The 22,603-nt window shown below is 66.5% G+C and carries 18 protein-coding genes and 2 tRNA genes; 11 read left to right on the top strand and 9 right to left on the bottom strand.

Features of this window, described 5'->3' with window-relative positions:
- Positions 1 to 180: 180 nt before the first annotated feature.
- Positions 181 to 657, bottom strand: coding sequence for a SixA phosphatase family protein (locus E0W60_RS21620; RefSeq protein ID WP_135705530.1), 477 nt, complete (start codon positions 655 to 657; stop codon positions 181 to 183).
- A 218-nt stretch (positions 658 to 875) separates the two neighbouring features.
- Complete coding sequence (infA, locus tag E0W60_RS21615) at positions 876 to 1,097, bottom strand: translation initiation factor IF-1 (protein ID WP_008641674.1); 222 nt, start codon at positions 1,095 to 1,097, stop codon at positions 876 to 878.
- Positions 1,098 to 1,747: 650 nt separating this feature from the next.
- Here infA and E0W60_RS21610 point away from each other — a divergent pair.
- Together E0W60_RS21610 and E0W60_RS21605 are read left to right on the top strand one after the other, a co-directional pair.
- A complete protein-coding gene (locus E0W60_RS21610) occupies positions 1,748 to 2,269 on the top strand; it encodes a hypothetical protein (protein ID WP_135705529.1) in 522 nt (173 codons plus the stop codon).
- A 164-nt stretch (positions 2,270 to 2,433) separates the two neighbouring features.
- Positions 2,434 to 3,192 carry an exonuclease domain-containing protein gene (locus tag E0W60_RS21605; protein ID WP_133096107.1) on the top strand — a complete coding sequence of 253 codons (759 nt, stop codon included), beginning with the start codon at positions 2,434 to 2,436 and terminating at the stop codon, positions 3,190 to 3,192.
- A 94-nt stretch (positions 3,193 to 3,286) separates the two neighbouring features.
- Here E0W60_RS21605 and E0W60_RS21600 read toward each other — a convergent pair.
- Positions 3,287 to 3,363: transfer RNA gene (locus E0W60_RS21600), tRNA-Pro, on the bottom strand.
- Between the two features lie 410 nt (positions 3,364 to 3,773).
- On the opposite strand from E0W60_RS21600, the gene E0W60_RS21595 reads away from it, so the two are divergent.
- Together E0W60_RS21595 and E0W60_RS21590 are read left to right on the top strand one after the other, a co-directional pair.
- Entirely contained in the window at positions 3,774 to 5,021 is a 1,248-nt protein-coding gene (locus E0W60_RS21595; RefSeq protein WP_133096133.1) for a GGDEF domain-containing protein, read from the top strand.
- A 51-nt stretch (positions 5,022 to 5,072) separates the two neighbouring features.
- Positions 5,073 to 5,149, top strand: a tRNA-Arg gene (locus tag E0W60_RS21590).
- Positions 5,150 to 5,246: 97 nt separating this feature from the next.
- Here the strand turns inward: E0W60_RS21590 and E0W60_RS21585 are convergent.
- The 5 genes from E0W60_RS21585 to E0W60_RS21565 form a co-directional block, all read right to left on the bottom strand.
- A complete protein-coding gene (locus E0W60_RS21585; protein ID WP_135705528.1) occupies positions 5,247 to 5,585 on the bottom strand; it encodes a copper-binding protein in 339 nt (112 codons plus the stop codon).
- Entirely contained in the window at positions 5,582 to 8,755 is a 3,174-nt protein-coding gene (locus tag E0W60_RS21580) for an efflux RND transporter permease subunit (RefSeq protein ID WP_135705527.1), read from the bottom strand. Before E0W60_RS21580 ends, E0W60_RS21585 begins: the two co-directional genes overlap by 4 nt.
- Positions 8,752 to 10,302: an efflux RND transporter periplasmic adaptor subunit gene (locus tag E0W60_RS21575; RefSeq protein ID WP_135705526.1), complete on the bottom strand. Its 1,551-nt coding sequence runs from the start codon at positions 10,300 to 10,302 to the stop codon at positions 8,752 to 8,754. Before E0W60_RS21575 ends, E0W60_RS21580 begins: the two co-directional genes overlap by 4 nt.
- Positions 10,299 to 11,606, bottom strand: coding sequence for a TolC family protein (locus E0W60_RS21570; RefSeq protein ID WP_135705525.1), 1,308 nt, complete (start codon positions 11,604 to 11,606; stop codon positions 10,299 to 10,301). The genes E0W60_RS21575 and E0W60_RS21570 overlap by 4 nt, the downstream gene beginning before the upstream one ends.
- A 72-nt stretch (positions 11,607 to 11,678) precedes the next feature.
- A complete protein-coding gene (locus E0W60_RS21565) occupies positions 11,679 to 12,077 on the bottom strand; it encodes a copper resistance protein (RefSeq protein WP_133096112.1) in 399 nt (132 codons plus the stop codon).
- A 454-nt stretch (positions 12,078 to 12,531) separates the two neighbouring features.
- On the opposite strand from E0W60_RS21565, the gene E0W60_RS21560 reads away from it, so the two are divergent.
- From E0W60_RS21560 to E0W60_RS21545, 3 genes are all read left to right on the top strand, one after another.
- On the top strand, positions 12,532 to 13,059 hold the full coding sequence (locus E0W60_RS21560) for a c-type cytochrome (protein WP_133096134.1): 528 nt from the start codon (positions 12,532 to 12,534) through the stop codon (positions 13,057 to 13,059).
- 188 nt (positions 13,060 to 13,247) lie between these two features.
- A complete protein-coding gene (locus E0W60_RS21555) occupies positions 13,248 to 13,715 on the top strand; it encodes a nucleoside deaminase (protein WP_195431970.1) in 468 nt (155 codons plus the stop codon).
- Between the two features lie 523 nt (positions 13,716 to 14,238).
- Positions 14,239 to 15,528 (top strand): MFS transporter, encoded by a 1,290-nt coding sequence (locus E0W60_RS21545; RefSeq protein ID WP_133096113.1) that lies wholly within the window; start codon positions 14,239 to 14,241, stop codon positions 15,526 to 15,528.
- A gap of 106 nt (positions 15,529 to 15,634) precedes the next feature.
- Here E0W60_RS21545 and fabI read toward each other — a convergent pair whose 3' ends face one another.
- Positions 15,635 to 16,420 carry an enoyl-ACP reductase FabI gene (gene fabI / locus E0W60_RS21540; RefSeq protein ID WP_133096114.1) on the bottom strand — a complete coding sequence of 262 codons (786 nt, stop codon included), beginning with the start codon at positions 16,418 to 16,420 and terminating at the stop codon, positions 15,635 to 15,637.
- Between the two features lie 211 nt (positions 16,421 to 16,631).
- Here fabI and E0W60_RS21535 point away from each other — a divergent pair, with 211 nt between their 5' ends.
- The 4 genes from E0W60_RS21535 to E0W60_RS38100 are packed head-to-tail and all read left to right on the top strand — an operon-like array spanning position 16,632 to position 22,418.
- Positions 16,632 to 18,530 carry an extracellular solute-binding protein gene (locus E0W60_RS21535; RefSeq protein WP_135705524.1) on the top strand — a complete coding sequence of 633 codons (1,899 nt, stop codon included), beginning with the start codon at positions 16,632 to 16,634 and terminating at the stop codon, positions 18,528 to 18,530.
- 41 nt (positions 18,531 to 18,571) lie between these two features.
- A complete protein-coding gene (locus E0W60_RS21530; protein WP_133096116.1) occupies positions 18,572 to 19,621 on the top strand; it encodes a microcin C ABC transporter permease YejB in 1,050 nt (349 codons plus the stop codon).
- Entirely contained in the window at positions 19,618 to 20,754 is a 1,137-nt protein-coding gene (locus E0W60_RS21525; protein WP_133096117.1) for an ABC transporter permease, read from the top strand. Before E0W60_RS21530 ends, E0W60_RS21525 begins: the two co-directional genes overlap by 4 nt.
- Positions 20,751 to 22,418, top strand: coding sequence for an ABC transporter ATP-binding protein (locus E0W60_RS38100; protein WP_135705523.1), 1,668 nt, complete (start codon positions 20,751 to 20,753; stop codon positions 22,416 to 22,418). The genes E0W60_RS21525 and E0W60_RS38100 overlap by 4 nt, the downstream gene beginning before the upstream one ends.
- Positions 22,419 to 22,603: the final 185 nt, after the last annotated feature.

Here is a 22,603-nt window from a genome sequence, read left to right as displayed (position 1 = left end):
GGCATGGCGAGGGCGGCGCGGCCAGAGGGCTGCGCCGTAGCGACTCTAGGGAGCGGAGAATGCGGCTGCCATCAGCTATTTCGGATTTTTGCCGGGCGCGACCATGCCGGCCATGCCAGAAGCTGCAGCCGGCTCATGCGTGCCGGCTGCAATGGCGAAGTCGGAAATATCTGGGCCGCGTCAGAGAAATTCGGGATTGATAACCGCGCGCAGCACGGTCTGTGCCTCGCTTTCGCGGGTCCGTCCAGTCAGCCACCAGATGCCTGCCTTGCGCACGCTCCAGTCCATCTCGTTGCCGGCCAGAAGCAGGCTGGCGACGCGGCCGATCCATGGCTGGTGCCCGACGACCACCACGTGCTCGGTGCGTTCGGGCCATTGCACCGCGGCCAGCACCGCGCTGACGTCGGCGCCGGGGGCCAGCTCCTCGACGATCTGCGCGTTGCCCGTCAACGCCGCCGCGGTTTCGCGGGTGCGTATGGAGGGGCTGCACAGCACGCGCGTGTCCGATGGCAGGTGCGCACGCAGCCATTTGGCGGACGCCTCCGCCTGCTTGCGGCCGCGGCGCGTCAGGGGCCGCTGCATGTCGGCGTGGCGGCTCAGGCTGAGGGCGTCGGGGAGGTCTTCGGCTTCGGCGTGGCGCCAGAGGATCAGGTTCATGTCGGGCGTGGCGAGGGTGATGCTTCGAGTATGGTGAAGCTGCCCGACCAGCGCAAGCGGATGGCCTGGTGCCACGAATTGCCGTAAACGAAGTCGGGCCGCCCGTCGGGCAGCCCGCAAGTGTGTCCGGGCGCGGTGTCAGCTCCATGACAGCGCGTCGGCAACGCCCCGGAATTCACTTGTACGGCGGGAGCGGCGGGCTCCGGCCGTGCGAAGACTCAGGACTTGTGGCGGAAGTTGATGCGGCCCTTGGTCAGGTCGTAGGGCGACATTTCCAGGGTGACGCGGTCGCCGGCCAGGATGCGGATGCGGTGCTTCTGCATCTTGCCCGAAGCGTATGCCCAGATTTCCACGCCGTTTTCCAGCGTGACACGATAGCGGTTGTCGGGCAGGGCTTCCGACACCACGCCGCCAAATTCAATGAGTTCTTCCTTAGCCAATCTGCTTTCCTTTTCGGCAGCCCGCGAAGGCTGCATGGTTGCGTTATCAATAATTCCGGTCCGGTTCGTCCGGCCCGAGGGTACGGCGCGAACCGGCGCACATTCGCCAGGCTGGCGAACCGCGCCAATGAAGTCGTTCGGGGCAGGCGCACGCGGACGATGCCGCGCGGCGCCACGCGTGGCGCCAGATACTCGATCCATGCCGGTCGCGCCCCGGCCAGGCGGGCACGGATTGCCTGGCGTGGACACTGCCGGTGACGGCCTGGGTGGCCGTTCGCTACGCGGAGCAGGGCGGGCAGGTGTACCCGGTGGTTCGCCAGTTCTGGTGTCGCCGCGGATGGCCGCGCCGGCTGCTGCTGAGCGCTCGCGAGAGCGCGCTGGTGAGAACGCCCGGTTACAGGGATGCACGGACACCCCGGGGCTACTTGCTCTCATATTGTATCACGTACGCAGTTGCAGCATTGCCCCTGCGAACATGGGGAAGCCGTGGGACAACTGCGCATTGTGCAGCGCATGGTCCATGCGATGTCAGGTGATGTATGAAGCGCTTTGCGTATCCGGCATGCCTTGGTATTTGCCTCGTATGAGCTAGAACTAACTCGTACGGCCGCCGGGAGTCAGCGGGGCCGGAATCTCGCAAGGAGACTGCCATGGAACTCCATCTGGACTCGCACCGCTTCGTCCGCTGCACTCCGGACTGGCGGGCCGCCGTGGTGGCCGGGCTGATCGCCGGTGCAGTGTATATGGTGCTTGAGCTGCTGACGGCGCGCTTCCTGATGTACCAGGGCGCCTGGGGCACGGTGAAGATGGTGGCGGCCATTATCCTCGGCCGCGAAGCGCTTTCCGCCGATGCCTTCAACTGGACCGTGGTGCTGTCGGCCGGCACGGTTCATTTTGCGCTGTCGATCATACTTTCGGCAGTGCTGGCGATGATCCTGTCCTCATTCCGTCTCGATTCCAGCATGGGGTTGGCGTCGCTGGTCGGCATCGTGTTCGGCGTGGTGGTCTACCTGGTCAATTTTTATGTGTTCGGCAGCTATTTCAACTGGTTCGACGAGGCGCGCGGGTGGGAAAGCCTGTTCGCCCACGCACTGTTCGGGCTGGTCGCGGCGGATGTGTACGTGAATCTTGAGCGGCGCCGCGGCGATTCCACCGGCCCGCAGCAGGCCTGAGATGGCCGGCCTGGTGCCGAGGCGCCGGCCTATCTCCAACCGATGGCGCCTCCGGCTAGCCCATCTGGTTGATATGACGTTTGGCACCCCCGCACTACGCTAGAGGCAAACGACCATAGCGGCCGCCGCCAACGTGCCTTGCGGACGGCTACACCGGAGTGCCCATGCGGGTCGCAATCGTCAGTACCGAGACAACCGGGCTCACGCCAGTGGACGAGCCTGTCAGCATCGGCCTGCTGCTTGTCGAAGTAGCGCCGAGGGCGGGCAGTCTCGTGCGCGAAATCACTGACTACTACGGTTCGCAGGAGCCCACCGTGCCGATCAGCGAGGCCGCTACCGGCATGCACGGCCTGACCGCCGAGATGCTGCGCGGGCAGCGCTTCGATGTCGGTGCGATCCGTGCCATCGTCGAGGATGCTGACGTGCTGGTCGCCCATGGGGCCGAATTCAATGTGCGCATGCTGGAAAAGGTGCTGCCCGAGGTACAGCGCAAGCATTGGCGCTGCTCGGTGCGCCAGGTGCGCTGGTCCCAGTATTTCCATGCTCCCAACCACAAGCTCGATACGCTGTGCGAACACCTGCGCATCTTCCGGCCGCGACCGCAAATCGCGCTGGACGACTGCCTGGCGCTGTCCAAGCTCCTCTTCCAGCAGATGGGAGCGGTAGGGCAAGCCACGCCGATGGGCTTTCTGCTGGCGCAGCCGGACTATGTGCCGCGGACTGTCGTGCACGGCGCGGCGGCCTCCCCGGCCAATGCGGCGCCGACAGCGCCCGTATCGCCACAACGGGACGGCGGCCCGGGCTGGCAGCCTCAGGTCGACAAGCAACACGACAGTGCCAGCCGCGGCCTTGTGCTGGCGGCCGTGGTGCTGCTGCTGATCGCGGCCGCACTGCTCTGGCCCGACATGATGCCGCGGTGGTGAGCGGGGCCGACGCAGTCGCGCGGGGGCGGGCAGAAAAGAAAAACGGCCTGGACATTGCTGTCCAGGCCGTGTTCCTTGAAGCCAAACTTAAAACTGGTCGGGGCGACATGATTCGAACATGCGACCCTCTGATCCCAAATCAGATGCGCTACCAGGCTGCGCTACGCCCCGAAGCCGAGCATTGTAGCGCGCGCCGGCAGGGCCGGTCAATCTGGCGTATCCGGCACATCGCGGTGCGCGAGCCGTCCCGCGGGCGCGCTCCCCCTTTTGGCGGGGGACACTTTGGCTTGACTTGGGTTTGCGCGCTGCGATAATCCGCACACCGCTCTTAGTCCGACCGGCGTGATGTCGGGAATGCCGGTTTGCAGATTCCTTCCGGACTGGCCTGATCACCATAACAAGAACGGCGCTCCCTGTCCTGGCGAGCGCCTCGGCGCGTTGGCTTTGCCGCTGGCAACGCCACGGCGGCCCGACACAGGATATGCGGCAATCGATGAAAACGGTCCGGCACAGGACCGGCATAAAAAGGGGAAAGGCGGCGCCTGGCGGGGCGCCGTTGGTCGCCTTGGACGGGAATGAAGATGTTTCAGTCGCATATTGTGGTGCTCATCGCAGGGCTGTTTGCCGTGCAGATGGCGGTGGTTTGCGTCGTATTGCGTCGATCCGCGGGCATGGGCCGCAGTGGCCTGACGTCATGGGCACTGGGCAATGCCGCCGCGGCGATCGGCTCGGTGCTGGCTGCGGTGCAGGACGCGCGCCCCGCGTGGCTGGTGCCGGACGCAACCGATCTCGCGTTGCTGGCTGCGTTCGCCTTGATGGCGATCGGGGCGCGTCATTTTGCTGGTCGCTCCGGCAAGACCGGGCTCCTACTGGGAACCTGCCTGGCTGCCGCTGTCGGCGTGGCATGGCAGTTGGTGGCAGCCGGCATCCCCGATGCGCCGCTGGCAGGGCTGCAGATGGCGCCGCTGCTGACGGCATGCCATATCGGCTTGCTGCTCGACGTGACCCGCAGCATCGGCCCATCGGTGCGGACTTCCCGCGGCGTCGGGCGCCTGGCTGCTGCTTCGCTGGTGCTGATTGCCCTTGCCGTGGCCGCGACCAATGCATGGACCATGGCCTTGCCGGTTGCCGCGCTGGTGCAGGGCGGCGCCTGGCCGCGGCCATTGCCGTGGGACGGCGAACTGGCCATGCTCAACGTCTTTGCGCTGGTTGGCCTCTCGGTCAGCTTTGCGCTGATGGCGCATGACCGGTTGCGGCGCATGCTGGAGCGGCGCGCGCGGCATGACGACCTGACCGACGTGCTGCTGCGCGGCGCCTTCTGGGAAGCGCTGGAGCAAGCCTGCCTGCAGGCCGAGCGCCAGCGCAAGCCGTTGACCGTGGCCTTTGTGGACCTGGACCACTTCAAGGCGATCAACGATGTCTACGGCCACCTGGCCGGCGACAGCGTGCTGCGCCACTTCGCCGGGCTGCTGCGGCGTACCAGCGGCCCGCACGACGTGCTCGGGCGACTCGGCGGCGAAGAGTTTGCCATCGTCATGCCCGATACCGTGATGGAAAATGGCCGGCTGGCCTGCATGCGGCTGGCGACCGCCGTGCGCGCGAGCCCTTGTCCTTCCGAGCCGGATGCAATCGCTTACACCGTCAGCATCGGCCTTGCCACGCGCAACCCCGGGGAGGGCGCCGACGCGCTGATGCGCCGCGCCGACCGCGCCTTGTATGACGCCAAGCTCAAAGGCCGCAACGGCGTATCGATGCACCCGGTTGCCGGCAACCATGCGTCGGCGGCGGGCCGCTACGTCACCCGCGCGAACGAGCGCCTGGCTTCCTGAACGCCTCCGATCCGCACTGCGGGCCGGCGCTGCGGTAGAATGCACGCCTTCGCGTCCTTAGCTCAGTTGGATAGAGCACTCGCCTTCTAAGCGAGCGGTCAGAGGTTCGAATCCTCTAGGACGCGCCAAGCACGTTTTGCGGCCGATCGCCTGCATGCTCCGGTCACCGGCGTGGCCCCGGGAAATGCCGTTCCGGCCATTTGCCGTGTGCCACCGCGCCTTGCCTTACTTGTGCCGTAGGTCAATCACTGTCGGCTTCCCTTCGATCGTGTCGAAGATAGCGGAAACCGACTCGCCTTCCTTGAAGTTCTTCAACGAAGCAGGGTCCTTGACCGGGAACGCCATGGTCATGGCCTGCATCCCGAGGTTCTCGATCGGCCCATGCTTGAGCGTGACCTTCCCGGCCCGCGCATCAATCTTTTTGATTTCGGCCGCAACGGCGCGTGGGGCTTGCCGGGTTGCGGCAGGCGTCTTCATGTCCATGCTGTCCATCGAGCCGGCAGCAAATGCGACCGGCGTGGCAGCAAGGGCCAGGGCGGCAGCGAACGTCTTGACGTGGTTCATTTCGGGTCCTCCTGAAGTGAGGGATTGGGGGAAAGAGAAGAAGCCGCCTTCGCGTGACGGCGGCGCAGTAACAAGTAGACGGCCGGTACCACGAACATCGATAGCAGCGGGGCGGTCACCATGCCGCCGACCATGGGGGCCGCAATACGCTGCATGACCTCGGAGCCGGTGCCGTGCGACCACATGATGGGAACCAGGCCAGCCAGGATGACGGCGACGGTCATCGCCTTGGGGCGAACGCGCAGGACTGCACCTTCCTGGATCGCATCCAGCAAATCCGTGACGCCGGTCTCTCCGTTCTTGATGCGCTCGGCCCATGCCTGCTTCAGGTAGAGCAGCATGATCACGCCGAACTCCGCCGCGACGCCAGCCAGCGCGATAAACCCGACAATGCCGGCCACGGACAGGTTGTAGCCGAGCAGATAAAGCAGCCAGAATCCACCGATCAGGGCGAGCGGCAGGGTGCCCATGATCAGGATCGCCTCATCCAGGCGGCCGAATACCAGGTAGAGCAGCACGAAGATGATCAGCAGCGTGAACGGTACCACGACCTTCAGCCTGCCGGTGGCGCGCTCCAGGTACTCGAACTGGCCCGACCAGCTCAGCGAGTAGCCCGCGGGCATCGGCACCGCCTTTGCCACCGCGGCCTGCATGTCGTGCACGGCGGAACGCAGGTCGCGTCCGCGAATGTCGACATAGATCCAGCCGGACAGGCGCGCATTCTCGCTGCGCAGCATCGGCGGGCCCTGCACGACTTCAACGCGGGCCACGTCGGACAGCATGATCTGCAACCCCTTGTCGGTCACGATGGGGAGGCTTCGCAATTGCTCGATGGAATCGCGGTAGTCGCGCGGATACCGGACGTTGATCGGAAAGCGCGCCAGTCCGTCGACCACTTCGCCGACATTCTCGCCACCGATCGCGGATGACACGATGCCTTGCACGTCCTCGATATTGAGGCCATACCGGCCCGCGGCCCTGCGGTCGATATCGACGTCGATATAGCGGCCGCCGGTAAGGCGTTCGGCCAGCGCGGAGGTGACGCCCGGGACGTTCTTGACGGCTTCCTCGATGCGGGTGGCCAGCCGGTCGATCTCCTTCAGGTCCGTGCCGGCCACCTTGATGCCGACCGGGCTCTTGATCCCCGTGGCGAGCATGTCGATCCGGTTGCGAATCGGCGGCACCCAGATGTTCGACAAGCCCGGCACCTTCACCACGCGATCCAGTTCCTCCACCAGCTTGTCGGTGGTCATGCCCGCACGCCACTGATCGCGTGGCTTGAACCGGATGGTGGTCTCGAACATCTCGATCGGAGCCGGATCGGTGGCGGTATCGGCGCGGCCGGCCTTGCCGAACACGGTCGCAACCTCGGGCACGGTCTTGATCAGGCGGTCGGTCTGTTGCAGCAGCTGCGCCGCCTTGCCGGCGGAGAGCCCGGGCAACGCCGAAGGCATGTACAGCAGGTCTCCTTCATCGAGGGGCGGCATGAACTCGCCACCGATGCGCATGATCGGCCAGGCGCTCGCTACCAGCAGCAGCGCCGCGATTGCCAGTGTGATCTTCGGATGCGAGAGCACCCTGGCGAGCAATGGCTGGTAGCCACGGATCAGCCACCGGTTGAGCGGATTGGCCTGTTCCGGCGGAATCTTGCCGCGGATCATGTAACCCATCAGCACCGGCACCAGCGTGATCGACAAGCCCGCGGCGGCGGCCATCGAGTAGGTCTTTGTAAACGCCAGCGGCGAGAAGAGCCGCCCCTCTTGCGCTTCAAGCGTGAATACCGGGATAAACGAGAGCGTGATGATCAGTAGCGAGAAGAACAGGGCCGGACCGACTTCCGCAGCGGAATCGCCGACGATGCGCCATCGCTCCCGTGCGGACAGTTCCACTCCCGGGTTGTCGGCGTGCCAGTGCTCCAGGTGCTTGTGCGCATTCTCGATCATCACCACCGCCGCATCGACCATCGCGCCAATGGCGATGGCGATGCCGCCAAGGGACATGATGTTGGCGTTCACGCCCTGATAGCGCATGACCAGGAACGCAGCCAGCACGCCGAGCGGCAGCGAGACAATGGCGACCAGGGCCGAGCGCAGGTGAAACAGGAACACCAGGCAGACCAGCGCCACCACGATGAATTCCTCGATGAGCTTGGCCGTCAGGTTATCCACGGCGCGATGGATAAGCGCCGAGCGATCGTAGGTGGTCACGATCTCCACGCCCTTTGGCAGGCTTGTCTGCAGGGCGGCAAGCCTGGCCTTGACCGCGTCGATGGTCTCCAGTGCATTCTTGCCGGATCGCATCACGATGACGCCGCCCGCGACTTCGCCCTGGCCATCGAGCTCGGCAATGCCGCGCCGCATCTCGGGGCCGAACTGAACGGTGGCCACGTCGCCGAGCCGTACCGGGATGCCGGCCTCGCTGGTTACCAGCGGGATCTGGCGGAAGTCATCGAGCGTCTTCAGGTAGCCACTGGCCCGCACCATGTACTCGGCTTCTCCCAGCTCCAGCACGGACCCTCCGGTTTCCTGGTTCGCACCCTTGAGCGCCGCCAGCACCCTGGCCTGCGATAGGCCATGGGCACGCAGCCGGTCTGGCATCAGCACGATCTGGTACTGCCTGACCATCCCGCCCAGCGACGCGACCTCGGCCACATTGGGCAGCGATTTGAGCTCGAAGCGCAGGAACCAGTCCTGCATGGCGCGCAACTGGCTGAGGTCGTGCTGCCCGGTCTTGTCGATGAGGGCGTACTCGTAGATCCAGCCCACGCCGGTCGCGTCGGGCCCAAGCGCCGGCCTGGCGGCGGCGGGGAGCCGGGATTGCACCTGGTTCAGGTATTCCAGCACGCGCGAGCGCGCCCAGTAGAGGTCCGTCCCATCCTCGAACAGCACGTAGACGAAGGAATCGCCGAAGAACGAATAGCCGCGTACGGTCCTGGCGCCGGGCACGGACAGCATCGTCGTGGTCAGCGGATAGGTGACCTGGTTCTCCACGATCTGTGGTGCCTGGCCGGGGAACGGCGTACGGATGATCACCTGTACGTCGGACAGGTCCGGCAATGCGTCGAGCGGCGTACTGCGCACGGCCCACAAGCCCCAGGCGGTGAGCATGGCGGTGGCCAGCAGGACCAGGAAGCGATTCCGGATGGAAGCAAGGATGAGCCGCGCAATCATGGCCTGGCTCCCTGTGCAGAGCTGGCGGGCTCCACCGACGACAGGATCGCCGCGCCTTCGTTGTTCACGCGGAAGCGGAAGCGGATGCGGTCACCTGGCTTGAAGCCCTTCGCCATGCCTGTCGGCGGTGCGGCAAAGTCCATGGTCATGGCGCCCCACTGCATCGACTGGATCGGGCCGTGGGAAATCGTCATGCCTTCAGCGCTCACCGCCTCCACACGCCCGACGCCTTCGTGCTCCGGCCCTGCGGCCGCGGCGGCGGGTGCCGAAGCGGCTGGCGCTGCCGTCATGCGCTGCGCGGTACCGCGCAGGCTGGCTTCGGAGTCGATCAGGAACTGGCCGGATACCACGACCTTCTGTCCGGCCTTGAGGCCCTCGATCACTTCGGTCTGTCCGCCGGCCTCGGCACCTGTCTTGACCTCGACGGGACTGAAGCCACCCTGGCCGGCTTCCACTATGGCAAGCGTGCGCGTCCCGGTGCGGATCAGCGACTCGGTCGGGACAAGCAGCCGGTCCGGTCCGGGCGGGGCACCAAAGCGGGCAGTCACGAACATGCCAGGCAGCAACTGACGGTCCTTGTTCTGCAACTCAATCCGTACCTTGATCGTCCGGGTGCCTGGGTTGATGTCCGGAAGGATGGCGTCGACCTTGCCAGTCAGCGCTTGTCCGGGCAGCGCTGCCGCGATTGCCGACAAGGCTTGTCCGGGCCGTAGCTGCGCGGCCTGGCTCTCTGGCACTTCGGCCAGCACCCATACCGTGGCCAGGCTGGCAATGCGAAAGAGCGTCGTGCCGGGGGACACCGTCATGCCCTCGCGCGCGCCGATCTCGGTGACGATGCCGTCTGCGGGACTTGCAACGGTGAGCCGCGGCTGCAGCTTGCCGGTGTCCTGCACCAGGCGGATGTGGCTGTCGGCCATGCCGGCCTGCCGCATGCGGGCAATGGCGGCTTCGCGCAAATCGCCCTGCAGGTTACCGCTCATGCGGGCCACGGCCAGGTACTCCTCTTGCGCGGCGACCCAGTCAGGCGAGTAGATCTGCGCCAGTGGCTGGCCTTTACGGACCGGGTCCAGCGTCGTCCTGGCATAGGTGTGCTCGACGAACCCAGTCGTACGGGCCTGCAGCACTTCGATGCCGCGTTCGTCGATCGCGACATTCCCTGGAACTTCCAGTGCGGATGCCAGGCGACCCAGCTTGACTTCCGCGGTTCGAATGCCGAGGCTTTGGCTGACACGGCTATCGATGGTGACAGCCGCGCCGCCACCGGCGTCTTCGTACACGGGCGACAGCGCCATATCCATGAATGGCGACTTGCCAGGCTTGTCAAAGCGCTGGCCCGGCACCATCGGGTCATGCCAATAGAGGATGCGCTTGCCGTTTCGGGGATCGATATCCCCGGCCTTCAGGCTCGCATCGCCAGGGTCGCCCGCGGGCGTCGTCGACGCGGCCGTATGCTGGCGTCCCTGTTGCTGGCCGAGGTAGTAGGCACCGGCGACGCTCGCCACCACAGCGAGGGTTGCTCCTGCCCGTGCAATCGTGGTCCTTTTCATTGCTGGACTCCTTGCGGAAACATGGCTTGTGCGGCAGTCGGCAAAGGCATCAGGAAAGCGAGCTCGGCCCAGAGCCTGGCGGTAGCTGCCTCCAGCTTGAGCCGCTCGAGCGAGAGGTCGAGCGCCTTGCGGCTGGCCTCGGCCACCGCTGTCAGGCTGCCGGCGCCGGCGCGATAGGCGCTCAGGGCCGCCTCGGTCTGCGCCTTCGCCAATGGCAAGGTGGCATTTCGATAGCGCTCCAGGCGCGAGCGGCCGAGTTGCAGTTCGGCCTGCTTGCCGCGGAGCTGTCCAATCACGCCGCGGCGTACCGATTCGGCTTGCGCCCGTGCGGCATTGGCCTGCGCGAGCCTGGAGGCCAGTTCGCGATCCTGGCGATTCTTCTGGTCCCACGGCACCGGCAGCGAAACATTCAGCGACACCATGTTCGAATAGGCGGGACCGCGCTGGCTGTACATCAGTTCGACGCTGACGTCCGGAACCTTGCTCTCGCGCGCGAAGCGGCTTTCCGCGTCGGCCACGCCGACCTGGGCCTCCGCGGCGGCAACCTCTGGCAGTTGCGTGGCGCCGGCAGCGTCGAGCGTATCGAGCCAGGCCGGCGCATCGAGCGCGGGGCGCTCGGTCAGCGGCAGTTCCGCAGCGTCGCCGACCCACCGGCGCAGCATCGCCCGGGACGAAGCGACCGCGGCGCGGGCTTCGTCTTCGCGATCCTGCAGTCGCTGCCATTCAATCTCGGCCGCCAGGATATCGGCACGCGAACCGCGGTTGCCGCGATAGGCGGCCTGTGCCGCATCCACCAGCAGCTTGATCGACTGCGACTGTTCGGTGAGCACGCCGTATGCGCGCTCGGCATACCAGCGCTCGAGCCATGCCGTGGCGGCGCCGCGCTGCACGGCGGCCAGCGCCACCGTGCGTTGGGCCTCGGCCGAAGACGCTTCGGCCTCGAAGCGCTCGGCGCGGGCCTGGCGCTTCGCCGCGCGCGTGAATTCCTGCATGACGCTGATCGACCTCATGGTCATCGAATCCGTGCCAAGCGAGAACCGGTCAGGGCCATTCGCCGGCACGTTGTTGACGCCGACCTTCAGCACCGGGTCCGGCAACTGCTTGCCTGCTACTGCCATCTCAATGGCTGACTGGACCGCCGACCGCGATGTCTCGGCATCCGTCGAACGCGACGATGCGCGTGCGACCGCTTCTTGCAGGGAGAGCGCGGCCAGGGATTCCGCCCGTGCCGGATGGACAATGGCAAGCAGCGTGATGGCGAGCACCAGCCGGCGCCCGCACATGGTGGGGAAACGCAAATGCATAAAGCCTCCGCAAAGCAACGACCGCCCTGACGCCTATGGCTCAGGGCACGATGGCAGGCGTTGCTTCGGAGGCTACGTTCGGAAGCAGCAGTTGAGGATAGGGAGGGGGCGTGGCGGCGCGCGCGGAATTGCGTCGCGGGAAACCGCTACGCGATGTGCCAGTACCGGTACCGGGGTGGGCACCACAATATTGACGAGCACCGGATGGAAGGCGGGAACCTGGGGTGTTGCATGGTCGGCCGACTTGGAGCCGAGCTGGCAGTGCTCCTGGCAAAGCCCGTCATGCATGCCCGGCGCGGCGTCTTCCTTTGCCATGTCGGGGCAGGCTTCCGTCATGCCCGGCATTCCCTCCATCGAGCCAAGCGAATACCGGCTGCCCTCGCAGGCATACGCTGCCGCTGCCAGCTGCACTGTCAGGAAAGCGCTCAGCAGGAATACGGCAAGCAAGAGCCGATGAAGGGGAGTACGCATGTTGTGATGCCGGTGTGGCACGAATGGTAGCAGCCTTTGCCTGCTTGCAGCATATGCCGGTTGTGGCGCTTTGTCGCACGTCAAGCGCATGCTGCCGGCCATGGATGGGAGCGCCAATTCGCCAGACACCTTACCGGGATGTAATGGCCGCGTAACGTCCTGGTGAGAGAAGGCCTCATACGATGGATTCGCGGGTGCGCCCGCGTTTGGGAGCCAATGTGGGAGCCACATTGCCTCCCGGCCGCCCTTTGCGATAGTGTTGCCGTACCCGCTGATGCATTTCTTCCATGGCAGCCAAAAGGAGCCAGGGGCAACGCCACGGTAACAGGCAAAGCGGATGCCTCGATGGGTCCCGGCCGCCGATGATTGCGGCGCTGGCGATGAGCCTGAGTTCTGCCTCGGTCATTACCAATGCGTTGCGGCTCAGGGGGGCTGCTACTTGACGCGAGCCAACATGGAAGATTCAAGCAAGCGACGCTGGCGCATCGCTGGACTGATCGCACTCGGCGCGGCGGCTGCCGCCGCCGTTGCGCTGCAGGCCAAGCGATATATCGAGGCGCCCATCCCTGCCGGAAAGGCAAGCGATGCGCGGCAGCTTCGCATCGATGCCTCCGATACGGTACTGGTTGCGCAGGGTCGGAAGATCTACGCGCAGCAGTGCGCGTCGTGTCATGGCGCCAGCCTGCAGGGGCAGCCCGAGTGGCGCCAGCGACTGCCAAGCGGCCGGATGCCGGCGCCTCCGCATGATGCTTCCGGCCACACGTGGCATCATCCCGACGCCGTGCTGTTTGCCATTACCCGGAATGGCCTGGTCCCGGGCGTTACCGCGCCGGAGGGCTATGAGAGCGACATGCCGGCGTTCGCACCGTTGCTGTCCGATGCAGACATCATCGCCGTGCTGGCGTATATCAAGAGTACCTGGCCACAGAAAATGGCAGCCGCGCAGCGGGAGGCAACGGAGCAGTACGCCGGTCGCCGGTGACGCGCCGCACCGGGTCCCGGCGAAGGCGTCGCCGTCAAGCCGCGTTGCGGCTCAGCACCGGCAGCGAGCTGGAACCAAATTCGCTGTATAACAACTTGCCGCACGCCGCGCACGCACGCTGGCCTATAGTCTGTCAGCCAGCCACCTCATCGGCCCAACCAGGGCCGAGCCCTCACAGGAGATAACGCGTGTCGACCACGGAAACCTATCTGATCGATTCCATCCGCCTTGCCATGGAAAACGTGCGGGAGCGCAACACCTGGCCCTTCGGCGCCGTGGTGGTCAAGGACGGCAAGGTGCTGGCGCGCGCGGTCAACGAGGTGGAAGCCACCTGCGATCCCAGCGCGCACGCCGAAATGCAGGCAGTGCGCGCCGCGAGCCGTGCACTGGGCAAGCCCGACCTGAGCGGCTGCACGGTCTACGCCAGCGGCTACCCGTGCCCGATGTGCCTGACGGCGATGTACCTGGCCGGTGTCGGGGCGGTCTACTACGCCTATTCCAACGAAGACGGCGCGCCTTATGACCTGTCCGCGGAGCGCGGCTATGTCGAGCTGGCGCGGCCTGTCGAACAGCGCGAGATGAAGCTGGCCTACCTGCCGGCGCGCGACGAAGGCCCAGACCTGTATGAGGCGTGGCGCGAACGGCAGGACCGCTAGGGCATAGGCCTTCACCGGATGCCGCGCGATGCCTTGTCCGCGCGGCCGTGCAGCGCGCGACTTCCTGGCCGCAGGTGCTCCAGCACCCGGGCGGCGCGCGGCGACAGCGGCCACTCGGCACGATGGACCAGCCAGAGCGTATCGACCGCCGGCGGGCCAGCACGACCAGTTCCTGGCGCTCTTCGATAGACGGGCTCGCCGCGCGCCGTGCATCGTCTGGCTTCAGCGTAACCAGCCCAAGCTCATAGCGGTTCTGCAGCACTGCCAGGCGCATTACGCTGGCCTGGCCCGTGGCGGTGCCGGCCTAGTGATCGTCGAAGCGACTGCCGGAGCGCTACCAGCTTCAAGCCTGAGCGCGGGCCGGGCGTGGGCTGAACGCGGCGGCGTGCCGGCACGTTTCCGCGTTTTGCCGCACAATAACGCCTTGCGCGCCGCACAGGAGCACGCTGGATCACCAGAGGCGGGGTCATCGACCCGCCCGGCAGCGGGCGGCATTTTCGTAGAACCCCCTGCAATCCTGTACATGGCCGCCCCACATGCACACGCCGCCGCGGACGCCGTCCGCGGCGTTCCGCCTTCCGGCCCCTCGCGCGATGCGAGCACGCCGAATCTTTCCGACCACCCTGCAAAGGCCAGACGGCCGGCAAGTTCCGGCCGCCTCGCACTGCTGGCGCTTGGCGTCGGCAGCTTCGCCATCGGTACCGGCGAATTTGTCATCATGGGTCTGCTGCCCGATGCCGCGCGCGACCTCGCCATCTCCATCCCCGAAGCCGGCCACCTGATCAGCGCCTATGCGCTGGGCGTGGTCATCGGCGCGCCGCTGCTGGCGGTGCTGGGCGCGCGCTGGCCGCGGCGCAACCTGCTGGTGGCGCTGATGGCGGTGTTCGCGGCGGGCAATCTCGCCAGCGCGATGGCGCCGGCCTACCTGTCGATGCTGGTGGCGCGGCTGCTGACCGGCTTCCCGCACGGCACCTACTTTGGCGTGGCGGCGCTGGTCGCCGCGGGGCTGGTGCCGCGCGAGCGGCGCGCGCAGGCGGTAGGACTGGTGATGCTTGGGCTGACCAGCGCGACGCTGGTCGGCGTACCGATCGCCGCCACGGTCGGCACCTGGCTCGGCTGGCGATCGGCCTTCGTGATCGTGGGTGCGCTCGGCGCGCTGACCGCGCTGCTGGTGTGGCGCTGCGTGCCGTTCGTGCCGGCCGACCGGCATGCCAGCCCGCTGCGCGAGTTGTCGGCGCTCAGGCGCAAGCAGGTGTGGCTGACGCTGGGCATCGGCGCGATCGGGTTTGGGGGCATGTTCTCGGTGTTCAGCTACATCAAGCCGACCATGCTCGAACTGGCGCACATGCCGGCCGCGGGCATCCCCGTGGTGCTGGCGCTGTTCGGCGTCGGCATGGTGGTGGGCAACCTCGCCGGCGCGCGGCTGGCCGACAAGGCGCTGATGCCGACCATCGGCGGCGTGCTGGTGTGGACCGCGCTGGTGCTGGGCGCCTTCACCTTCACCGCGCCGCATGCGTGGCTGGCCGCGGCCAATGTGCTGCTGGTCGGCACCGTGGTGGCACTGGGCCCGGCGCTGCAGATCCGGCTGATGGACGTGGCCGGCGATGCGCAGGCACTGGCGGCCGCGCTCAACCACTCGGCGTTCAACATGGCCAATGCGCTCGGCGCGTGGCTGGGCGGCGTGACCATCGCAGCCGGCTATGGCTGGACCTCGACCGGCTGGGTCGGCCTGCTGCTGGCGCTGGGCGGCCTGGCGATCTATGCCTGGTCGGTGCTCGACATGGACCGCCGCGGCGCCACTGCCACGGCTTGATCTTGCTCGCGGCGCTACGACAGCCGGCTTGCAACCTGCCAGGAAAAAAGGGCGCCATCGCTGGCGCCCCTTGTCGATTCCGGCGCTGCGGCCGGCAGTGCTGCCCTCAGGCGTCCGCGACGCTCGCGCCGACGATATTGAAGCCGCCGTCGACGTAGGTGATCTCACCGGTCACGCCGCTGGCCAGGTCGGACAGCAGGAAGGCGGCCACGTTGCCGACTTCGTCGATGGTCACGTTGCGGCGCAGCGGCGCGGCCTGCTCGAAGTGGCCCAGCAGCTTGCCGAAGTCCTTGATCCCCGACGCGGCCAGCGTCTTGATCGGGCCGGCCGAGATGCCGTTGGCGCGGATGCCGCGCGGGCCGACCGAGGAAGCCAGGTAGCGCACGCTGGCTTCCAGCGCGGCTTTGGCCAGGCCCATGGTGTTGTAGTTGGGAACCACGCGCTCGGCGCCCAAGTAGGTCAGCGTCAGCAGCGAGGCCTTGTCCGACAGCAGCGGCAGCGCGGCCTTGGCCAGCGCCGGGAAGCTGTAGGCGGAAATGTCATGCGCGATGCGGAAGCCTTCGCGCGACAGGCCCTCGAGGAAATCGCCGGCGATGGCTTCGCGCGGCGCAAAGCCGATCGAGTGCACCAGCCCGTCGAACTTCTCCCAGCGCTGGCCCAGCGCGGCGAAGGTCGCGGCGATCTGCTCGTCGCTGCCGACGTCGCACTCGAACACCATGTCGGTACCGAATTCCTTGGCAAACTCGCTGATCCGGTCCTTGAACCGTTCGCCGACATAGGTGAAGGCGAGTTCGGCGCCTTCGCGCTTGCACGCGGAGGCAATGCCATAGGCGATCGAGCGGTTCGAGAGCAAGCCCGTGATAAGGATCCGCTTACCTGCCAGAAATCCCATAAGTTCTCCAAGGTGGTGTATCAGGCACGCTTCCTGCGTCCGCCGTGCGGCCGTGCGCGTGCCCTGGCTGTTCTGCGGCCGTTTTATTGCGCCGCGCAGAGGGAATGTCCGGATGGCTGGCGCCACCCCGGACGCATGTAAAATTGTCTCATACTTGGCCCGGCCGCAGAACGCCGGGACCCCAGAGGTCATAGTGGAGGAATCCAACGGGATGCCTATTCAAGCACGTTGGCCGCTTCAGGCGGCATGGCAGTGCTTCCGGCGGGATGCGGTACTGCGGTTCGGGCTGGCGACCATGCTGGCGGCGGGGGTCTCCCTGGTCTCTCTGGTCTCTTCCCCGGCCATGGCGGCGCATGGGTTCGCGCTGCACGGAGACCTGAAGTACGCCGAGAATTTTCCGCACTTCGACTATGTCAACCCCAACGCACCGGCTGGCGGCACGCTCACGCTCGCCAATCCGGACCGGCGCACCAGCTTCGACAAGTTCAACCCGTTCACGCTGAAGGGCACGTCGGCGCCCGGGCTCAATGCGCTGATGTTCGAGTCGCTGCTGGTCAGCAGCGCCGACGAGACCGCCAGTGCCTACGGCCTGCTGGCCGAGGACGTCACGGTCGCGCCGGACGAGATGTCGGTCACCTTCCGCATCCGCCCGCAGGCGCGCTTCTCCAATGGCGACCCGGTGCTGGCATCTGACGTCAAGCATTCTTATGACATGCTGATGAGCAAGGCGTCGAGCCCCGGCTACCGCAGCATGTGCACCGATGTGAAGGCGGTGGTGGTGACCGGCGAGCGCACGCTGCGCTACGACTTCAAGCAGCGCAACCGCGAACTGCCGCTGATCGTCGGCGCACTGCCGGTGTTCTCGAAGAAGTGGACCGCCAAGGTGCCGTTCGAGAAGCTGACCTTCGAGCCGCCCATCACCAGTGGCCCCTACCTGATCGAGCGCTACGACGCCGGCCGCGGCATCATCTTCAAGCGCGATCCCGGCTATTGGGGCAAGGATCTGGCGGTGCGCCGCGGCACCTTCAACTTCGCGCGCGTGGTCTACCGCCTGTACAAGGACGAGACCGCCAAGCTGGAGGCCTACAAGGCCGGCGAGTTCGATGCCATCGTCGAGTACCGTGCCAAGAACTGGGCCAAGAGCTACCAGGGCACGCGCTTCCGCAACGGCGAGCTGATCAAGACCGAGTTCCCGCACCGCAACGGCGCCGGCATGCAGGGCTTCGTGATGAACATGCGCAAGCCTGTGTTCCAGGACGTGCGGGTGCGCCAGGCGCTGATCCTGGCGCTGGACTTCGAATGGCTGAACCGGCAGCTGTTCTACGGCGCGTACAAGCGGCTGGACAGCTGGTTCTCCAACAGCGAGCTGGCCGCCAGCGCCACCGTCGACGGCCGGCCCGGCCCCGGCGAGATGGCGCTGCTGGAGCCGCTGCGCGCCGAGCTGCCGCCCGAGGTCTTCGGCCCCGACGTGGTGCAGCCCAGCACCGCGGCGCCGCGGTCGCTGCGCGACAACCTGCGCCTGGCCCGGCGCCTGCTGGCGCAGGCCGGCTGGACCTACACCGACGGCGCGCTGCGCAACACCAAGGGCGAGCCGCTGGTATTCGAGTTCCTGGACGATGGCGGCGCCATGAGCCGCGTCATCACCACCTATGTGCGCAACCTGGAAAAGCTCGGCATCCAGGTGCACCAGCGCACCACTGACTTTGCGCTGTACCAGAAGCGGCTGGAAGACTTCGATTTCGACATGGTGTCGATCCGCTTCCCCGACTCGCAGAGCCCGGGCAACGAACTGCGCGACCGCTTTGCCAGCGAGGCCGCGACCACGCCCGGCTCGGACAACCTGTTCGGGCTGAAGTCGCCGGTCGTCGACAAGCTGGTCGACAACCTGCTGCATGCCCATACCCGCCAGGAGCTGATTACTGCCGGGCGCGCGCTCGACCGGGTGCTGATGCACGGCTACTACATCGTGCCCAACTGGTACAGTGCGTCACACCGGGTCTCGTACCGCAAGGAACTGGCTTATCCGGAGCGGCTTCCCTATTTCTATACGGCCGAAGGCTGGATCCTGAGCCAGTGGTGGCGCAAGGACGTCCAGCCGCAAGCGCGCTGACGCTTTCAGTGCAGATTAGCTAAAGGAACAAGGACCGGCCGATGCTTGCCTACCTGCTCAAGCGCATCCTGCTGATGATCCCGACGCTGATCGGCGTCATCACGCTGACCTTTGTCGTCATCCAGTTCGTGCCGGGCGGCCCGGTCGAGCAGATGATGATGGAACTGAAAGGGCGGGGCGGCGCTGGCGAAGCCAGCGGCGGCGGCGCCGAATACCGCGGCCGCCGCGGCGTCGACCCGGAGAAGATCAAGGAGATCCAGGCCCTGTACGGCTTCGACAAGCCGCCGCTGGAGCGCTACTTCCTGATGCTCAAGCGCTTCGCCCAGTTCGACCTGGGCCAGAGCTATTTCCAGCACCGCAGCGTGTGGGAGCTGGTCAAGTCCAAGCTGCCGGTGTCGGTCAGCCTGGGTTTGTGGACGTTTTTCCTGACCTACCTGATATCGGTGCCGCTCGGCATCTCCAAGGCGATCCGGGCGGGCAGCCGCTTCGACGTGGTCACCAGCATCGTCGTGCTGGTCGGCTATGCGATTCCCGGCTTCGTGCTGGGCGTGCTGCTGCTGGTGCTGTTCGGCGGCGGCACCTTCGTGCAGTGGTTCCCGCTGCGCGGGCTGACCTCCGACAACTGGGAACAGCTGTCGCTGATGGGCAAGGTGATGGACTACCTGTGGCACCTGGTGCTGCCGATCACCGCCTCGGTGGTGGGCAGCTTCGCGGTGGTGACCATGCTGACCAAGAACGCCTTCCTGGAGGAAATCCGCAAGCAGTACGTGCTGACCGCGCGAGCCAAGGGGCTGGGCGAGCGCCGCGTACTGTGGAAGCATGTGTTCCGCAACGCGCTGATCCCGCTGGTGACTGGCTTTCCGGCGGCCTTTATCGGCGCCTTCTTCACCGGCTCGCTGCTGATCGAGACACTGTTCTCGCTCGACGGGCTGGGCCTGCTGTCGTATGAGGCCGTGCTGCGGCGCGACTACCCGGTGGTGCTCGGCACGCTCTACCTGTTCACGCTGATCGGGCTGGTCACGCGCTTGATTTCCGACGTCTGCTACGTGCTGGTCGATCCGCGCATCCATTTCGAGGGCCTGCACCGATGAAACCGTTCTCGCACGCGGTGCCCAACGGCCTGCCGCATTCGCCCTCGCCGCGCCAGCGCGCCTGGCAGCGCTTCCGCCGCAACCGCCGCGGCTACTGGAGCCTGGTGATTTTCGTCGCCATCTTCGTGCTGAGCCTGGGCGCGGAGATGTTGTCCAGCAACCGCCCGCTGGTGGTGCGCTACAACGGCGACTACTACTTCCCGATCGTCAAGACCTACCCGGAGACGACCTTCGGCGGCGACTTCCCGACGCAGGCCGACTATCTCGATCCGTTTATCCGCGACCGCATCACCAGCGACGGCAATTTCGCGGTCTTCCCGCTGAACCGGTATTCGTACGACTCGCTGAACTACTTCGCCAAGGAGCCCAACCCGGCGCCGCCGTCGGCCGAGAACTGGCTTGGCACCGACGACCGTGGCCGCGACATCCTGGCGCGGCTGCTGTACGGCTTCCGCGTATCGGTGCTGTTCAGCCTGGCGCTGACCGTGATCGGCGTGGTGATCGGCACGCTGACCGGGGCGCTGATGGGCTTCTTCGGCGGCCGCTTCGACCTGTTCTCGCAGCGTGCCATCGAGATCTGGAGCTCGATGCCCGAGCTGTACCTGCTGATCATCTTCGCCTCGATCTTCGAGCCCAGCCTGGCGCTGCTGATCATCCTGCTGTCGCTGTTCGGCTGGATGGGGCTGTCCGACTACGTGCGCGCCGAGTTCTACCGCAACCGCTCGCTCGACTACGTCAAGGCGGCGCGCGCGCTGGGCTTGTCCAACGTGCAGATCATGTGGCGCCATATCCTGCCCAACAGCCTGACGCCGGTGATCACGTTCCTGCCGTTCCGCATGAGCGCGGCGATCCTGGCGCTGACCAGCCTGGATTTCCTTGGCCTTGGCGTGCCGCCGACCACGCCCAGCTTGGGCGAGCTGCTGGCGCAGGGCAAGGGCAACCTCGATGCCTGGTGGATTTCGCTGTCGACCTTCACCGTGCTGGTGGTGACGCTGATGCTGCTGACCTTCATGGGCGACGCGCTGCGCGATGCCTTCGACACCCGCCTGGGCCTGGCCGCGCTGCGTGGCCGGGTCGAACCCAAGGTCCCGGCCGGCGCGCCGGCGGCGCCGGCGCCGGGAGTCACGCCATGAGCGCCGTGTCGCCGCTGCTGCAGGCCGCCACCGGCCTCGCCCCCGCCGAGATCCCCGCGCCTGGCTCCACGCTGATGTGCGTGGACAAGCTGTCCGTCACCTTCGGTCACGGCGAACATGCCACCCGCGCGGTGCGCGAGGTCAGCTTTGACCTGCGCGCCGGCGAGCGCTACGCGCTGGTCGGCGAATCGGGCTCGGGCAAGACCGTGACCGCGCTGGCCATGCTGCGCCTGGTTGAAGATGCCTACTACGACGGCGCGATCCGCTTCGAAGGCAAGAACCTGCTCGACGTCTCCGACCGCGAGATGCGGGCAATCCGCGGCGCCGAGATCGCGATGATCTTCCAGGAACCGATGACGGCGCTGAACCCGCTGTACACCATCGGCAACCAGATCGTCGAAACGCTGGCGCTGCATGAAGGCCTGGACCGCCGCGCCGCGCGCGAGCGTGCCATCGCGCTGCTGGAGCGCACCGGCATCACCGACGCCGCCCACCGTTTCGACAGCTTCCCGCACCAGCTGTCCGGCGGCCAGCGCCAGCGCGCCATGATCGCCATGGCGCTGGCGTGCCGGCCCAAGCTGCTGCTGGCCGACGAGCCCACCACGGCGCTGGACGTGACCATCCGCGCGCAGATCATGGACCTGCTGCGCGACCTGCAGGCCGAATTCGGCATGGCGGTGATGCTGATCACCCACGACCTGAACCTGGTGCGTTCATTTGCCCAGCGCGTGGGCGTGATGGAGAAGGGCGTGCTGGTCGAGACCGGCGAGACCGCCCAGGTGTTTGCCGCGCCCCAGCACCCGTACACGCGCAAGCTGATCGACAGCCGCCCGAAGCGCGAGGTGCTGCCGCTGGTGCCGCTGGCGCCGGTGCTGCTGGAGGCGCGCAACCTCAGCGTCAACTACGCGCGCAAGCGCCGTGGCGTGGCCGGCTGGTTCGGCAAGGACCAGTTCGCGGCGGTCAAGGATGTCGATTTCCAGTTGCGCGAAGGCGAGACCATCGGCATCGTCGGCGAATCCGGCTCGGGCAAGACCACACTGGCGCATACCGTGCTGGCGCTGCAGCGCAAGGGCGCCGGCACCATCCATTTCCTTGGCCGCAGCTTTGACGACGCCACGCGCAAGGACCGCTGCCAGCTGCGCTCGCGCATGCAGGTGGTGTTCCAGGATCCGTTCGGCTCGCTGTCGCCGCGCATGACCATCGAGCAGATCGTCGGCGAAGGGCTGGCGCTGCACCAGCCCGGCCTGTCGCGCGAGGCCACGCGCGAGCGCGTGATCGACGCCCTGCGCGAAGTCGGGCTCGACCGCACCGCGCTGGGGCGCTATCCGCACGAGTTCTCCGGCGGCCAGCGCCAGCGCATCGCGATCGCGCGGGTGCTGATCCTCAAGCCCCAGGTGCTGGTGCTGGACGAGCCTACCTCGGCGCTGGACGTCTCGATCCAGCAGCAGGTGCTGGCGCTGCTGTCCCAGCTGCAGCACAAGTACAACCTGAGCTATCTCTTTATCAGCCACGACCTGGCGGTGATCCGGGCCATGGCGCACCGCGTCATCGTGATGAAGGCGGGGGAGGTGGTAGAGACCGGGGAAACCGAGGCCGTGCTCGGTGCGCCGCAGCATCCCTATACCCGCAAGCTGATGGCCGCGGCGCAGGTTGGTGCTGCCTGACCGCAGTGCGTCGCAGCATCGCTTTTTGCGCCGCCGGACTGGCGGCGTTTTGATATGCGCAATCCGATAAACAAGATGCAAAATTCGGCCTATATCGTTGATTCGCAAGTCAAATCCGGCGAATTTGTAACGAACTTTGACATGTGAATGACAACCCTTTACCATCCGGCGAGTACTACTTTCGG

Origin of the sequence: Cupriavidus oxalaticus, from assembly GCF_004768545.1 — a bacterium.
GTDB classification, from domain to species: domain Bacteria; phylum Pseudomonadota; class Gammaproteobacteria; order Burkholderiales; family Burkholderiaceae; genus Cupriavidus; species Cupriavidus oxalaticus_A.
The sequence above is the reverse complement of the archived record's forward strand: the minus strand, read 5'-3'. Positions and strand labels throughout refer to the sequence as shown.